Origin of the sequence: Micromonospora sp. NBC_00389 (genome assembly GCF_036059255.1) — a bacterium.
Taxonomy (GTDB): Bacteria; Actinomycetota; Actinomycetes; order Mycobacteriales; family Micromonosporaceae; genus Micromonospora.
Map to the genome: position 1 here is coordinate 4015841 of NZ_CP107947.1, position 13877 is coordinate 4029717.

The window sequence follows — 13877 nt, forward strand, 5'->3', positions numbered from 1 at the left end:
GCGATTCGACGCAGCTAGTAGACTCGTAGGGTCTGTCCGCCAATTGATGATCAAGGCAGGAAATGGCCTCCACCAACGACCTCAAAAACGGCCTGGTACTCAACCTTGACGGCGAGCTCTGGGCCGTCGTCGAGTTCCAGCACGTCAAGCCCGGTAAGGGTGGTGCGTTCGTGCGCACCACGCTGAAGAACGTGCTGTCCGGGAAGGTGGTCGACAAGACCTTCAACGCGGGCACCAAGGTCGAAACCGCGACCGTGGACAAGCGCACGATGCAGTACCTGTACGCCGACGGCGAGGACTACGTCTTCATGGATCTGGAGACCTTCGACCAGATCACCGTTCCCGGGGGCACCGTCGGCGAGGCGGCCAACTACCTCCTCCCCGAGGCCGAGGCGACCGTCGCCACGCACGAGAGCGTCCCGCTCTACATCGAGCTGCCCACCAGCGTCGTGCTGGAGGTCACCTACACCGAGCCGGGTCTGCAGGGCGACCGGTCGACCGGCGGCAACAAGCCGGCCACCGTCGAGACCGGCGCGACCGTGCAGGTGCCGCTCTTCATCACCACCGGCGAGAAGATCAAGGTCGACACGCGCGACGGCCGTTACCTCGGCCGCTCCTGATGGCTGAGGGTCCCAAGCAGCAGATGCCCGCGCGTCGCAAGGCGCGCAAGCGGGCGCTGGACGTCCTCTACGAGGCTGACCTTCGGGACCGGCCCCCGGTCGAGGTGCTCGCCGGCTACCTGCAGCGGATCGAGCAGCCCCGGCCGGAGCACCTGGGCTACGCGGTGGGCCTGATCGAGGGGGTCGCCGAGCACCTGAACCGGATCGACGAGCTGATCGCCAGCTACGCCGAGGGTTGGACGCTGGAGCGGATGCCGGTGGTCGACCGCAACCTCGCCCGGATCGCGGTCTACGAGCTGCTCTACGTCGACGAGATCGACGACGCGGTGGCGATCAGCGAGGCCGTCGAGCTGGCCCGGCAGATGTCCACCGACGACTCGCCGCGCTTCCTCAACGGCATCCTCGGCCGAATCGCCGAGTACGCCACCCGCTGAGCGCACCCGCTCAGCACCCGTACCAGAAGAAGGGCCCGTGCCGGATGGCACGGGCCCTTCTTGTGGATCGACGGATCAGGACGCGAAGAACGCCCGCGGGTCGGCGACCAGCACACCGTGCTCGGTGAGCCGCTCGATCAGACCCGACGGCGAGGCGTCGTAGACGATCGCGAGCGCCCGCAGGTCATCGGCGCGGATGGAGAGCACCCGGCCGTTGTAGTCGCCGCGCTGCTGCTGGATGGCGCGGGCGTAGCGGGCGACGTAGGCCAGGTCCTCGGAGGCCTCGTCGTAGAGCCGCTCCAGGTCCAGGACGATCTTGCTGGTGGGCTCGTGACGGACACCACTGCCGTCGGGCAGCAGCTCCGAGACGGGGACGCGGTAGAACTCAGCCAGCTCGGCCAGGCGGGACACCGTCACGGCCCGGTCGCCGCGCTCGTACGAGCCGACCACCACGGCCTTCCACCGCCCGTTCGACTTCTCCTCCACGCCCTGCAGGGAGAGACCCTGCTGCTGGCGGATGGAGCGCAGGCGGGCGCCCAGCGACTTGGCGTATTCAGAGGGCATTCGGACACTCCCAGTGCTGCTCGGGGTTCTCCCGTCGATCGCTACGGAGCGTGACGGTACGGGGATTGCGACACCTGGTCAAGTGGTCGTGACCTTACCGTTGGGGAGCACCGGGGGAGTTATCCCCATTCGCCGGGCCTGATCCGATGCTCAGCGGCCGCCGTCCATCGGCCCGGTGACCACTGGTAACGTGGCGTGAAGCCCCGGCCCAGGTCCGTCCGCGGACCGGCCGGAGGTGCCCGACATCCTTTAACGACCCGTCCAGTGAGGCGGGGAAGGAGGTCCGCCGTGGCATACCCACCGGCTGCCCGCTCGTCACCACCGCGACAACCCTCGGTGAAGGTGATCCTCGCCAGCGCCGACGTGCAACGCGTGGTCGACCGCATCGCCCACCAGATCCTGGAGAAGACCCAGGGCGCCGCCGACACGGTGCTGCTCGGGATTCCCACCCGGGGTGCCCCGCTCGCTCGGCGGCTCGCCGCCCGAATCAGCACCTTCGAGGACGTCGCCGTCCCGGTCGGTGTGCTCGACATCACGCTCTACCGCGACGACCTCCGCCGGCACGCCACCCGCGCGGTCGGCCCGACGGAGCTGCCGGCCGGTGGCATCGACGGCAAGCGGGTCATCCTCGTCGACGACGTGCTCTTCTCCGGCCGCACCGTCCGGGCCGCGCTCGACGCGCTCAACGACGTGGGCCGCCCGGCGTCCGTGCAGCTCGCCGTCCTGGTCGACCGCGGCCACCGGGAGCTGCCGATCCGGGCCGACTACGTCGGCAAGAACATCCCGACCTCGCTCGTCGAGAGCGTCAGGGTCACGCTCGCCGAGACCGACGGAGCCGACGAGGTCAAGCTGTACGGGGGGACCACCTCATGATCAGGCACTTGCTCTCCGGCGCGGACCTGGACGCCGACACCGCCACCGAGATCCTGGACACCGCCGCCGAGATGGCCACGGTCGCCGGCCGGGAGATCAAGAAGCTGCCCGCGCTGCGTGGCCGGACCGTGGTGAACCTCTTCTACGAGGACTCCACCCGCACCCGGATCTCCTTCGAGGCGGCGGCGAAGCGGCTCAGCGCCGACGTGATCAACTTTTCCGCGAAGGGGTCCAGCGTCACCAAGGGCGAGAGCCTGAAGGACACCGCGCTGACCCTGCAGGCCATGGGCGCCGACGCCGTGGTCGTCCGGCACCCTGCCTCCGGTGCGCCGCACCGGCTGGCCAACTGGGTGGACGGGTCGGTGGTCAACGCCGGCGACGGCACCCATGAGCACCCCACCCAGGCGCTGCTGGACGCGTACACCATGCGGGCCCGGCTGGGCCGGCTGGCCGGCCTGTCGGTCGCGGTCGTCGGGGACGTGCTGCACTCCCGGGTGGCCCGCTCGAACGTGCTGCTGCTCTCCACCCTCGGCGCCAAGGTCACCCTGGTCGGCCCGCCCACCCTCATCCCGGTGGACATCTCCGCGGCGCTCGCCCCCGGCACCGACGTCTCCTACGACCTCGACTCCGTGCTGCCCAACGTCGACGTGGTGATGATGCTGCGGGTGCAGCGGGAGCGGATGAACGACTCCTACTTCCCCTCCGCCCGCGAGTACGCCCGCCGCTACGGCCTGGACGGGCCGCGGATGCGCCGGCTGCCCGAGCACGCGATCGTCATGCACCCCGGCCCGATGAACCGGGGGATGGAGATCACTCCCGAGGTGGCCGACTCTCCCCGCTCCACGATCGTCGAACAGGTCACCAACGGGGTCTCCGTGCGGATGGCCGTCCTGTACCTGCTGCTCGGAGGGAACAACCGGTGACCGCGTACCTGATCACCAGCGTGAGTGTCGTCGGCTCCGCACCGACCGACCTGCTGATCCGCGACGGCGTGGTCGCCGAGGTCGGCCCGGGGCTGTCCGCACCGGACGCCACGGTGCTCGACGGCACCGGCCTGGTCGCCCTGCCCGGCCTGGTCGACCTGCACACCCACCTGCGCGAGCCCGGTCGGGAGGACGCCGAGACCGTCGAGTCCGGCTCCCGCGCGGCCGCGCTGGGCGGCTACACCGCGGTCTGCGCGATGGCCAACACCTCCCCGGTCGCGGACACCGCCGGCGTGGTCGAGCAGGTCTGGCGGCTCGGCCGGGAGGCCGGGCTGGTCGACGTGCAGCCGATCGGCGCGGTCACCGTCGGGCTGGCCGGCGAGCGCCTGGCCGAGCTGGGCGCGATGGCCGACTCCGCGGCCCGGGTGCGGATCTTCTCCGACGACGGGCACTGCGTCGCCGACCCGAAGCTGATGCGCCGGGCCCTGGAGTACGTCAAGGCGTTCGACGGGATCATCGCCCAGCACGCCGAGGAGCCCCGGCTCACCGAGGGCGCCCAGATGCACGAGGGTGAGGTCTCCACCCGACTCGGGCTGATCGGCTGGCCGGCGGTCGCCGAGGAGGCGATCATCGCCCGGGACGTGCTGCTCGCCGAGCACGTGGGCAGCCGGTTGCACGTCTGCCACGTCTCCACCGCCGGCAGCGTCGAGGTGCTGCGCCAGGCCAAGGCGCGCGGGGTACGGGTCACCGCCGAGGTCACCCCGCACCACCTGCTGCTCACCGACGAGCGGGCGGAGAGCTACGACCCGGTCTTCAAGGTCAACCCGCCGCTGCGCACCGCCGCGGACATCGCCGCGCTGCGCGCCGCGCTCGCCGACGGGGTGCTCGACGTGATCGCCACCGACCACGCCCCGCACGCCGTGGAGGACAAGGAGTGCGAGTGGGCGTACGCCCGGCCGGGGATGCTCGGCCTGGAGACGGCCCTCTCCATCGCGCTGGACGTGCTCGGCCCCAAGTGGGACCTGATCGCCGAGCGGATGTCGCGGACCCCGGCCCGGATCGCCGGGCTGGCCGGCCACGGCGTCGACCCGGCACCCGGCGTGCCGGCCAACCTGACCCTGGTCGACCCGGCCGCCCGCCGCACCATCGACCCGGCGGAGCTGGCCAGTCGCAGTCGCAACACCCCGTACGCCCGCATGACGCTGCCGGGTCGCATCGTGGCGACCTTCCTGCGTGGCGAGCCGACGGTCCTGGACGGAAAGGCAATCAAGTGACCCGCAGACGTTCCGCGATCCTCGTACTCGAGGACGGGCGTACGTTCCACGGCGAGGCGTACGGCAGTGTCGGGGAGACCTTCGGCGAGGCGGTCTTCAACACCGGCATGACCGGCTACCAGGAGACCCTCACCGACCCGTCCTACCACCGGCAGGTGGTGGTGCAGACCGCCCCGCACATCGGCAACACCGGCGTCAACGGTGAGGACGACGAGTCCAGCCGGATCTGGGTGGCCGGGTACGTGGTGCGCGATCCGGCCCGGATCGGTTCGAACTGGCGGGCCACCGGCAGTCTTGAGGACCGGCTCGCCACCGAGGGTGTGGTGGGCATCAGCGGAGTGGACACCCGGGCGCTGACCCGGCACCTGCGGGAGCGGGGCGCCATGCGGGTGGGCATCTCCAGTGTCGACGACGACCCGCGCGGCCTGCTGGCCCGGGTTCGCCAGTCGCCGCAGATGGTCGGCGCGAACCTCTCTGCCGAGGTGACCACCGCCGAGCCGTACGTCGTCGAGGCGGTCGGGGAGCACCGGTTCACCGTGGCGGCGCTGGACCTGGGCATCAAGCGCAACGTGCCGCGCCGGCTCGCCGCGCGCGGGGTGACCACCCACGTGCTGCCGGCCGGGTCGAGCATCGAGGAACTGCTCGCCACCGGCGCCGACGCGATCTTCCTGTCGCCCGGCCCCGGCGACCCGGCCACCGCCGACGGCCCGGTGGCGCTGGCCCGGGAGGCGCTCGTCCGGCGGGTGTCGCTGTTCGGCATCTGCTTCGGCAGCCAGATCCTCGGCCGGGCGCTCGGCTTCGGCACCTACAAGCTGGGCTACGGCCACCGGGGGATCAACCAGCCGGTGCTCGACCGGGCCACCGGCAAGGTGGAGGTGACCAGCCACAACCACGGCTTCGCCGTCCAGGTGCCCGGCGCGGGGCAGGGCGCGGTGGTCCCCGACCAGGTGATCGACACCGATTTCGGCGGGGTTCGGGTCAGCCACGTCTGCCTCAATGACAACGTGGTCGAGGGGCTGCGAGCCGTGGACGTGCCCGCCTTCACCGTTCAGTACCACCCGGAGGCGGCGGCCGGCCCGCACGACGCGGACTACCTCTTCGACCGTTTCGCCGAGCTGATCGAAGGCCGCGGCCTCGACTCGCAGCACAGTGAGGGGCGCAGCAATGCCTAAGCGGACCGATCTCAAGCACATCCTGGTGATCGGCTCCGGGCCGATCGTGATCGGGCAGGCCTGCGAGTTCGACTACTCCGGCACCCAGGCCTGCCGGGTGCTGCGCAGCGAGGGGATCCGGGTCAGCCTGGTCAACTCCAACCCGGCGACGATCATGACCGACCCGGAGTTCGCCGACGCGACCTACGTCGAGCCGATCACCCCGGAGTTCGTGGAGCTGGTCATCGCCAAGGAGCGGCCGGACGCGATCCTGGCCACCCTCGGCGGGCAGACTGCGCTGAACACCGCGGTCGCCCTGCACGAGGCCGGCGTGCTGGAGAAGTACGGCGTGGAGCTGATCGGCGCGAACATCGACGCGATCAACCGGGGCGAGGACCGCCAGCTGTTCAAGGAGATCGTGGCCAAGGCCGGGGTCCGCCTCGGCATCGAGGACCCGGCCGCGCTGGTGCCCCGCTCGCGGGTCTGCCACTCGATGGACGAGGTCGAGGCGACCGTCGCCGAGTTGGGCCTGCCGGTGGTGATCCGGCCGTCGTTCACCATGGGTGGCCTGGGCTCCGGCATGGCGCACACCCCGGAGGACCTGGCCCGCATCGCCGGTGACGGTCTCTCCGCCAGCCCGGTGCACGAGGTGCTCATCGAGGAGAGCGTGCTCGGCTGGAAGGAGTACGAGCTGGAGCTGATGCGCGACCGGCACGACAACGTGGTGGTGGTCTGCTCGATCGAGAACGTCGACCCGATGGGCGTGCACACCGGCGACAGCGTCACCGTGGCCCCGGCCATGACGCTCACCGACCGGGAGTACCAGCACCTGCGTGACCTGGGCATCGCGGTGCTGCGCGAGGTCGGTGTGGACACCGGCGGCTGCAACATCCAGTTCGCGGTCAACCCGGCCGACGGCCGGATCGTCGTGATCGAGATGAACCCGCGGGTGTCCCGCTCCTCGGCGCTGGCCTCCAAGGCGACCGGCTTCCCGATCGCCAAGATCGCCGCCAAGCTGGCCATCGGCTACACCCTCGACGAGATCCCCAACGACATCACGTTGAAGACCCCGGCGGCCTTCGAGCCGACCTTGGACTACGTGGTGGTGAAGATCCCGCGGTTCGCGTTCGAGAAGTTCCCCGGCGCCGACCCGGAGCTGACCACCACGATGAAGTCGGTGGGCGAGGCCATGAGCCTCGGGCGCAACTTCACCGAGGCGCTGAACAAGGCGATGCGCTCGATGGAGACGAAGGAAGCGGGCTTCTGGACGGTGCCGGACCCGGCCGACGCGACGACGGAGAACACCCTCGCCGCGCTGCGGATCCCGCACGACGGCCGGCTGTACACCGTCGAGCGGGCGCTGCGCCTGGGCGCGTCGATCGCCGAGGTCACCGCCGCCTCCGGCGGGATCGACCCGTGGTTCCTGGACCAGATCGCCGCGCTGGTCGAGCTGCGCGCCGAGATCGTGGACGCCCCGGTGCTCGACGCCGAGCTGCTGCGCCGGGCCAAGCGGGCCGGCCTGTCCGACCGGCAGCTCGCCGCGCTGCGGCCGGAACTGGCCGCCGAGGACGGCGTACGGACCCTGCGGCACCGCCTCGACGTGCGCCCGGTCTACAAGACGGTGGACACCTGCGCCGCCGAGTTCGAGGCGACCACGCCGTACCACTACTCCAGCTACGACTCGGAGACCGAGGTCGTGCCGTCGGACCGGCCGAAGGTGCTGATCCTGGGGTCCGGCCCGAACCGGATCGGGCAGGGCATCGAGTTCGACTACTCGTGCGTGCACGCGGTGCAGGCGCTGCGGGCGGCCGGCTTCGAGACCGTCATGGTCAACTGCAACCCGGAGACCGTCTCCACCGACTACGACACCGCCGACCGGCTCTACTTCGAGCCGCTGACCTTCGAGGACGTGCTGGAGGTCTGGCACGCCGAGGAGTCCTCCGGCCGGGCGGCCGGCGGGCCGGGCGTGGTCGGGGTGGTCGTGCAGCTGGGCGGGCAGACGCCGCTGGGGCTGGCGCAGCGGCTCAAGAACGCCGGAGTACCGGTGGTCGGCACCTCCCCGGAGTCGATCCACCTCGCCGAGGAGCGCGGCGCGTTCGGCGCGGTGCTCGCCCGGGCCGGGCTGCGCGCACCGGCGCACGGCATGGCCACCTCCTACGACGAGGCCAAGGCGATCGCCGACGAGATCGGCTACCCGGTGCTGGTCCGGCCGTCGTATGTGCTGGGCGGGCGGGGGATGGAGATCGTCTACGACGACCCGACGCTGCGCGACTACATCGGCCGGGCCACCGACATCTCCCCGGACCACCCCGTGCTGGTGGACCGGTTCCTGGACGACGCCATCGAGATCGACGTGGACGCGCTCTGCGACGCCGACGGCGAGGTCTACATCGGCGGGGTGATGGAGCACATTGAGGAGGCCGGCATCCACTCCGGCGACTCGTCCTGTGCGCTGCCGCCGATCACCCTCGCGGGCTCGCACCTGGCCGAGGTTCGTCGCTACACCGAGGCGATCGCCCGTGGCGTCGGCGTCCGCGGCCTGCTCAACGTGCAGTACGCGCTCAAGGACGACGTGCTCTACGTGCTGGAGGCCAACCCGCGCGCGTCGCGGACCGTCCCGTTCGTCTCCAAGGCGACCGCGGTCCCGCTGGCCAAGGCGGCGGCCCGGATCGCGCTCGGCGCCAGCATCGCCGAGTTGCGCGCCGAGGGCCTGCTCCCGGCGACCGGGGACGGCGGCACAATGCCCGCCGATGCGCCGATCGCGGTCAAGGAGGCGGTGCTGCCGTTCAAGCGCTTCCGTACCCGCTCCGGCAAGGGGATCGACTCGCTGCTCGGGCCGGAGATGAAGTCGACCGGCGAGGTGATGGGGATCGACACCAACTTCGGGCACGCCTTCGCCAAGAGCCAGTCGGCCGCGTACGGCTCGCTGCCGACCGCCGGGAAGATCTTCGTCTCGGTGGCCAACCGGGACAAGCGTGGCATGATCTTCCCGATCAAGCGCCTGGCCGATCTGGGCTTCGAGATCGTGGCGACCACCGGCACCGCCGAGGTGCTGCGTCGGCACGGCATCGCCTGCGAGCAGATCCGCAAGCACTACCAGGCCGGCGAGGGCGACGACGCGGTGTCGCTGATCCTCGGCGGCCACGTGGCGCTGGTGATCAACACGCCGCAGGGCTCGGGCGCCAGCGCCCGCTCGGACGGGTACGAGATTCGCAGTGCCGCGGTCACCGCGGACATCCCCTGCATCACCACGGTCCCCGGCGCCGCGGCGGCCGTGATGGGCATCGAGGCGCGGATCCGCGGCGACATGCAGGTCCGCCCCCTGCAGGACCTGCACGCCACCCTTCGAGCCGCCCAGTGACCGTGTTCGAGCGGGTGGTGCGGCCGCAGTTGTTCCGGGTTGGCGGTGGGGACGCGGAGGCGGCGCACGAGTGGACGTTGCGGCGGCTGGCCGCGCTGTCCCGGCGGCCGATGGCGTTGGCGGCGCTGCGGGCCCGGTACGCGGTCCAGGCACCGCGCACGGTGTTCGGCGTGCGGTTCCCCAACCCGGTCGGGCTGGCCGCTGGAATGGACAAGGACGGGGCGGCGCTGCCGGCCTGGCCGGCGCTGGGCTTCGGCTTCGTCGAGGTCGGCACGGTCACCGCGCGGGCACAGCCGGGCAACCCCCGGCCGCGGCTGTTCCGGCTGCCGGCCAGCGAGGCCGTGGTCAACCGGATGGGCTTCAACAACGCCGGCGCCGCCGCACTGGCCGCCCGGCTGACCGCGCTGCCGCGGCCGATCGGCGTGCCGCTGGGAATCTCGTTGGGCAAATCCAAGGTGACCCCGCTGGACGAGGCGGTCGAGGACTACCTCGCCTCGTACCGGGCGCTGCGCGGGCACGGCGACTACTTCGCGGTGAACGTCTCCTCACCGAACACCCCCGGGCTGCGCTCGTTGCAGGATCGGGCACACCTGGACGCGCTGCTCGCCGCGCTGGTCGGGGAGAAGCCGGTGTTGGTCAAGATCGCCCCTGATCTGACCGAGGCGGCGATCGCCGAGCTGTTGGAGGTCTGCCTGGCCCGGGGCGCGGCCGGGGTGATCGCCACCAACACCACCCTGGCCCGGGACGGGCTCGCCCCGGTGGACGCCGAGCGTGGCGCCCAGGCCGGCGGCCTGTCCGGCCGGCCGCTCACCGGCCGGGCCCGGGAGGTGGTCTCCTTCGTGCACCGGGAGACCGGTGGCCGGCTGCCGATCATCGGGGTCGGCGGAGTGCTGGACCCGGACGACGCGGCGGGGATGTTCGACGCCGGCGCCGCCCTGGTGCAGCTCTACACCGGCTTCATCTACCGGGGCCCCGCCCTGGTCCGTGCCGTCGCCCGCGCGACGGCCGCGTCCCCGGCGCCGGACGCGGTCGCCGGGCGGTGACCGGACCCGGCGTGGGGCGTACGGCTGCCCTGCCCGCCCAGGACTGGAAGGAACGCGCGTGACGCCCGAGGAGATCCTGACCGCCGACCGGGCGCACGTCTGGCATCCGTACACCGCGCTGCCGTCGGCGAACCCGCCGTACGTGGTGCAGAGCGCCGAGGGGGTACGGCTGCGGCTGGCCGACGGGCGGGAGCTGGTGGACGGGATGTCGTCCTGGTGGGCGGCGATCCACGGCTACCGGCACCCGGCGTTGGACGCGGCGGTGACCGACCAGCTCGGCCGGATGAGCCACGTGATGTTCGGCGGGCTCACCCACGAACCCGCGGTCCAGCTCGCCCGGACCCTGGTCGAGCTGAGCCCGGACGGCCTGGAGCACGTGTTCCTGGCCGACTCCGGCTCGGTCAGCGTCGAGGTGGCGGTGAAGATGTGCCTGCAGTACCAGCGGGCCGTCGGCCAACCGCAGCGGCGCCGGCTGGCCACCTGGCGGGGCGGCTACCACGGCGACACGTTCCACCCCATGAGCGTCTGCGACCCGGAGGGCGGGATGCACCACCTCTGGGGCGACGTACTGCCCCGGCAGGTCTTCGCCCCGGTCCCGCCGGGCGGCTTCGGCGACCCGCCCGACGAGGCGTACGTGGCGGAGCTGGTGGACGCGGTCGAGCGGCACGCCGACGAACTGGCCGCGGTGATCGTCGAGCCGGTGGTGCAGGGTGCCGGCGGGATGCGCTTCCACCATCCCGGGTACCTGCGCGTGCTGCGCGAGGTGACCCGCGCGCACGGAGTGCTGCTGATCTTCGACGAGATCGCCACCGGCTTCGGCCGCACCGGGACGATGTTCGCCGCCGAGCACGCCGGGGTGACCCCGGACGTGATGTGCGTGGGCAAGGCGCTCACCGGCGGCTACCTGACCCTGGCGGCGACGCTCTGCACCCCGCGGGTCGCCCGGGCCATCTCCGCCGCGGGCGTGCTGGCGCACGGACCCACCTTCATGGGCAACCCGTTGGCCTGCGCGGTCGCCAACGCCTCCATCGGGCTGCTGCGGGCCGGGGACTGGGCGGCGCAGGTGGAAAGGGTCGGCGGCGGCCTGCGCGCCGGGCTGGAGCCGCTGCGCGGCGCGCCGGGCGTGACCGACGTGCGGGTGCTCGGCGCGATCGGGGTGGTCCAGCTCGATCACGAGGTCGACCTCGGCGCGGCCACCGTGGCGGCGGCCGACCAGGGGGTGTGGCTGCGGCCGTTCCGCGACCTGATCTACACGATGCCGCCGTACGTCACCGACGACGCCGACCTGGCCCGGATCGCGGCCGGGGTGGCGGCGGCGGTGGCGGCCGGCTGAGCCGCCCTGACCAACGGCTCAGGGGTACGCCGGGCGGGGCAGCCGTCCGGACGAGGAGAGGGGAAGTACCGGATGGAGAGCTTCGGCACCCGGTTGCACCGTGCCGTCACCGAGCGGGGGCCGCTGTGTGTCGGCATCGACCCGCATCCCGGTCTGCTGGCCCGCTGGGGGCTCGCCGACGACCTTCAGGGGCTTGACCGGTTCGCCCGGACCGTCGTGGACGCGCTCGGTGACCGGGTTGCGGTGGTCAAGCCTCAGTCGGCCTTTTTCGAGCGATTCGGATCCCGCGGTGTGGCGATTCTTGAGTCAACTATCCGACAGTTACGGGATGCCGGCTCGCTCGTTCTGCTGGACGTCAAACGCGGCGACATCGGCTCGACGGTCAGCGCGTACGCCGCCGCGTACCTCGATCCATCCAGCCCGCTGTATGTCGACGCGGTCACCGCGAGCCCCTACCTGGGGGTGGGTTCGCTGGCGCCGATGTTCGAGCTGGCCGCCGAGCACGGCGGCGGGGTCTTCGTGCTGGCCCTCACCTCCAACCCCGAGGGCGCCGCCGTGCAGCAGGCCCGCACGGCCGACGGACGCACCGTCGCGCAGACCGTGATCGACGAGATTTCCCAGCTCAACAGGGGTGCGACCCCACTCGGCAGCTTCGGTCTGGTGGTCGGCGCGACCATCGGAGACACCGGTCACGACCTCTCCGGCGTGGGGGGTCCGCTGCTCGCCCCGGGGCTCGGCGCGCAGGGTGCCGGCGCGGCGGATCTGCGCACCGTCTTCGGTCCGAGCCTGGCCAACGTGCTGCCCACGTACTCCCGTGAGGTGCTCTCGGCAGGCCCCGACGCCGTCGCCCTGCGGGCCGCCGCGGACCGGGTGCTGGCCGAGTGCCGGGCCGTTCTGGCTGCCCGTGACTGACTGACGGCTCGGTCACACTGCGATGATCACTGCGCGTCCACGTTGCCGAAAGCTCCGTTGACCGCTAGTTTTCCCCGCGCTGGGAACCACGGACCCCTTGGTTCACAGCGACACCACGTTTCACAGATGCGGCGGTGCGCCCCGCCCGCCGCGATAGGGACCTGAGGAGAACTGGTGCCGCTCCCGTCACTGACCCCCGAACAGCGCGCTGCCGCGCTCGAGAAGGCCGCGGAGATCCGCAAGGCCCGTGCCGAGCTGAAGGAGCAGCTCAAGCAGGGCAAGACCACCCTCGGTGCCGTCCTCGAGCGCGCCGAAGGCGACGACGTCGTGGGCAAGCTCAAGGTTTCGGCCGTCCTGCAGGCAATGCCGGGCATCGGCAAGATCCGGGCGACCCAGATCATGGAGAAGCTCAAGATCGCCGACAGCCGTCGCCTGCGCGGCCTTGGCGAGCAGCAGCGCAAGGCACTGCTTGGAGAGTTCGCCGCCAACTGAACCTGGCAGCGTGTAGAAACAAGCAGTGAGCACGGATGACGAGGCGCGCCCGGCGGCTCGGCTCACTGTCCTGTCTGGACCTTCGGGTTCGGGCACGGAGAGTGTCGTCGAGCTTGTCCGGGCGCGTTCTCCGTCCGTGTGGATCCCGGTGCCGGCCACCACCCGCCCGCGCCGGGAGACGGAGGTGGACGGGGTCGACCGGATCTTCCTCGCCCCCGCCGAGTTCGACCGCCGGGTGGCCGTCGGCGAGCTGCTGGAGTGGTCCCGGATGGGCCCGCACCGCCGCGGCACCCCGTACCTGCCGCTGCGCGCCCGGCTCGACGCCGGGCAGCCGGTGTTGCTCCCGCTGGACCTCGCGGGCGCCCAGTTGGTCCGGGCGCGGCTACCCAACGCCCGGCTGGTGCTGCTGAGCCCGCCCGGGCACCGCCCCGACCCCGCTGTGGCGGCGGCCTTCGACCACACCGTGGCCCACGACCGCACCGATCGGGCGGTCGACGAGCTGGTAGGCTTACTCGGTTCTTCTTATCCGGATCCGGCCTGGTCACGCGTGCGTGGCTGACGGCCGACCGCCGTTGAGACTCAGCACCGCGTCCGCGCGGCTCGAAAGACGCAGAGGTTAATTCGTGGGATCCATCGCCAACCCCGAAGGCATCACCAACCCGCCGATCGACGAGCTCCTCGAGAAGACGACGTCGAAGTACGCGCTGGTCATCTTCGCCGCCAAGCGCGCGCGCCAGGTCAACGCCTACTACAGCCAGCTCGGTGAGGGCCTCCTGGAGTACGTCGGCCCGCTCGTCGAGACCACCCCGCAGGAGAAGCCCCTCTCCATCGCCATGCGCGAGATCAACGGGGGCCTGCTCACCGCCGAGCCGACCGACCAGCCGTAAGCCCGCACAC

Annotated in this window: 14 protein-coding genes; 13 read left to right on the top strand and 1 reads right to left on the bottom strand. The window is 71.6% G+C overall.

The annotated features are described in order from the left end of the window. Positions 1–62: 62 nt before the first annotated feature. Positions 63–620, top strand: coding sequence for an elongation factor P (efp, locus tag OG470_RS19050; protein ID WP_210917934.1), 558 nt, complete (start codon positions 63–65; stop codon positions 618–620). Positions 621–643: 23 nt separating this feature from the next. After that, complete coding sequence (gene nusB, locus OG470_RS19055) at positions 644–1054, top strand: transcription antitermination factor NusB (protein ID WP_328426460.1); 411 nt, start codon at positions 644–646, stop codon at positions 1052–1054. Between the two features lie 75 nt (positions 1055–1129). Here nusB and bldD read toward each other — a convergent pair whose 3' ends face one another. After that, the gene (bldD, locus tag OG470_RS19060) at positions 1130–1618 is read right to left on the bottom strand and encodes a transcriptional regulator BldD (protein ID WP_007458348.1); all 489 of its coding nucleotides are present in this window, start codon (positions 1616–1618) and stop codon (positions 1130–1132) included. Positions 1619–1906: 288 nt separating this feature from the next. On the opposite strand from bldD, the gene pyrR reads away from it, so the two are divergent. The 11 genes from pyrR to rpoZ all read left to right on the top strand — a co-directional run bounded on the left by pyrR (position 1907) and on the right by rpoZ (position 13867). Then, positions 1907–2491 carry a bifunctional pyr operon transcriptional regulator/uracil phosphoribosyltransferase PyrR gene (pyrR, locus tag OG470_RS19065; RefSeq protein ID WP_328414084.1) on the top strand — a complete coding sequence of 195 codons (585 nt, stop codon included), beginning with the start codon at positions 1907–1909 and terminating at the stop codon, positions 2489–2491. Further along, on the top strand, positions 2488–3414 hold the full coding sequence (locus OG470_RS19070) for an aspartate carbamoyltransferase catalytic subunit (protein WP_328414086.1): 927 nt from the start codon (positions 2488–2490) through the stop codon (positions 3412–3414). Before pyrR ends, OG470_RS19070 begins: the two co-directional genes overlap by 4 nt. Then, positions 3411–4688: a dihydroorotase gene (locus OG470_RS19075; RefSeq protein ID WP_328414087.1), complete on the top strand. Its 1278-nt coding sequence runs from the start codon at positions 3411–3413 to the stop codon at positions 4686–4688. Before OG470_RS19070 ends, OG470_RS19075 begins: the two co-directional genes overlap by 4 nt. Next, a complete protein-coding gene (gene carA, locus OG470_RS19080; RefSeq protein WP_328414089.1) occupies positions 4685–5860 on the top strand; it encodes a glutamine-hydrolyzing carbamoyl-phosphate synthase small subunit in 1176 nt (391 codons plus the stop codon). Before OG470_RS19075 ends, carA begins: the two co-directional genes overlap by 4 nt. Then, on the top strand, positions 5853–9200 hold the full coding sequence (gene carB / locus OG470_RS19085; RefSeq protein ID WP_328414091.1) for a carbamoyl-phosphate synthase large subunit: 3348 nt from the start codon (positions 5853–5855) through the stop codon (positions 9198–9200). The genes carA and carB overlap by 8 nt, the downstream gene beginning before the upstream one ends. Then, complete coding sequence (locus OG470_RS19090) at positions 9197–10243, top strand: quinone-dependent dihydroorotate dehydrogenase (protein WP_328414093.1); 1047 nt, start codon at positions 9197–9199, stop codon at positions 10241–10243. Before carB ends, OG470_RS19090 begins: the two co-directional genes overlap by 4 nt. A 58-nt stretch (positions 10244–10301) precedes the next feature. Beyond that, entirely contained in the window at positions 10302–11576 is a 1275-nt protein-coding gene (locus OG470_RS19095; protein ID WP_328414095.1) for an adenosylmethionine--8-amino-7-oxononanoate transaminase, read from the top strand. A gap of 72 nt (positions 11577–11648) precedes the next feature. Next, positions 11649–12488: an orotidine-5'-phosphate decarboxylase gene (gene pyrF / locus OG470_RS19100; RefSeq protein WP_328414097.1), complete on the top strand. Its 840-nt coding sequence runs from the start codon at positions 11649–11651 to the stop codon at positions 12486–12488. Positions 12489–12662: 174 nt separating this feature from the next. After that, a complete protein-coding gene (gene mihF, locus OG470_RS19105) occupies positions 12663–12980 on the top strand; it encodes an integration host factor, actinobacterial type (protein ID WP_053655462.1) in 318 nt (105 codons plus the stop codon). A gap of 25 nt (positions 12981–13005) precedes the next feature. Then, on the top strand, positions 13006–13539 hold the full coding sequence (locus OG470_RS19110; protein ID WP_328414102.1) for a guanylate kinase: 534 nt from the start codon (positions 13006–13008) through the stop codon (positions 13537–13539). A 64-nt stretch (positions 13540–13603) separates the two neighbouring features. Further along, complete coding sequence (gene rpoZ, locus OG470_RS19115) at positions 13604–13867, top strand: DNA-directed RNA polymerase subunit omega (protein WP_074318577.1); 264 nt, start codon at positions 13604–13606, stop codon at positions 13865–13867. Positions 13868–13877 lie beyond the last annotated feature (10 nt).

Excerpts from the sequence above, each read along its gene's own strand:
- pyrF (WP_328414097.1), top strand. The coding sequence starts at position 11,649 with ATGGAGAGCTTCGGCACCCGGTTGCACCGTGCCGTCACCGAGCGGGGG.
- carB (WP_328414091.1), top strand. The coding sequence starts at position 5,853 with ATGCCTAAGCGGACCGATCTCAAGCACATCCTGGTGATCGGCTCCGGG.
- efp (WP_210917934.1), top strand. The coding sequence starts at position 63 with ATGGCCTCCACCAACGACCTCAAAAACGGCCTGGTACTCAACCTTGAC.
- OG470_RS19070 (WP_328414086.1), top strand. The coding sequence starts at position 2,488 with ATGATCAGGCACTTGCTCTCCGGCGCGGACCTGGACGCCGACACCGCC.
- bldD (WP_007458348.1), bottom strand. The coding sequence starts at position 1,618 with ATGCCCTCTGAATACGCCAAGTCGCTGGGCGCCCGCCTGCGCTCCATC.
- nusB (WP_328426460.1), top strand. The coding sequence starts at position 644 with ATGCCCGCGCGTCGCAAGGCGCGCAAGCGGGCGCTGGACGTCCTCTAC.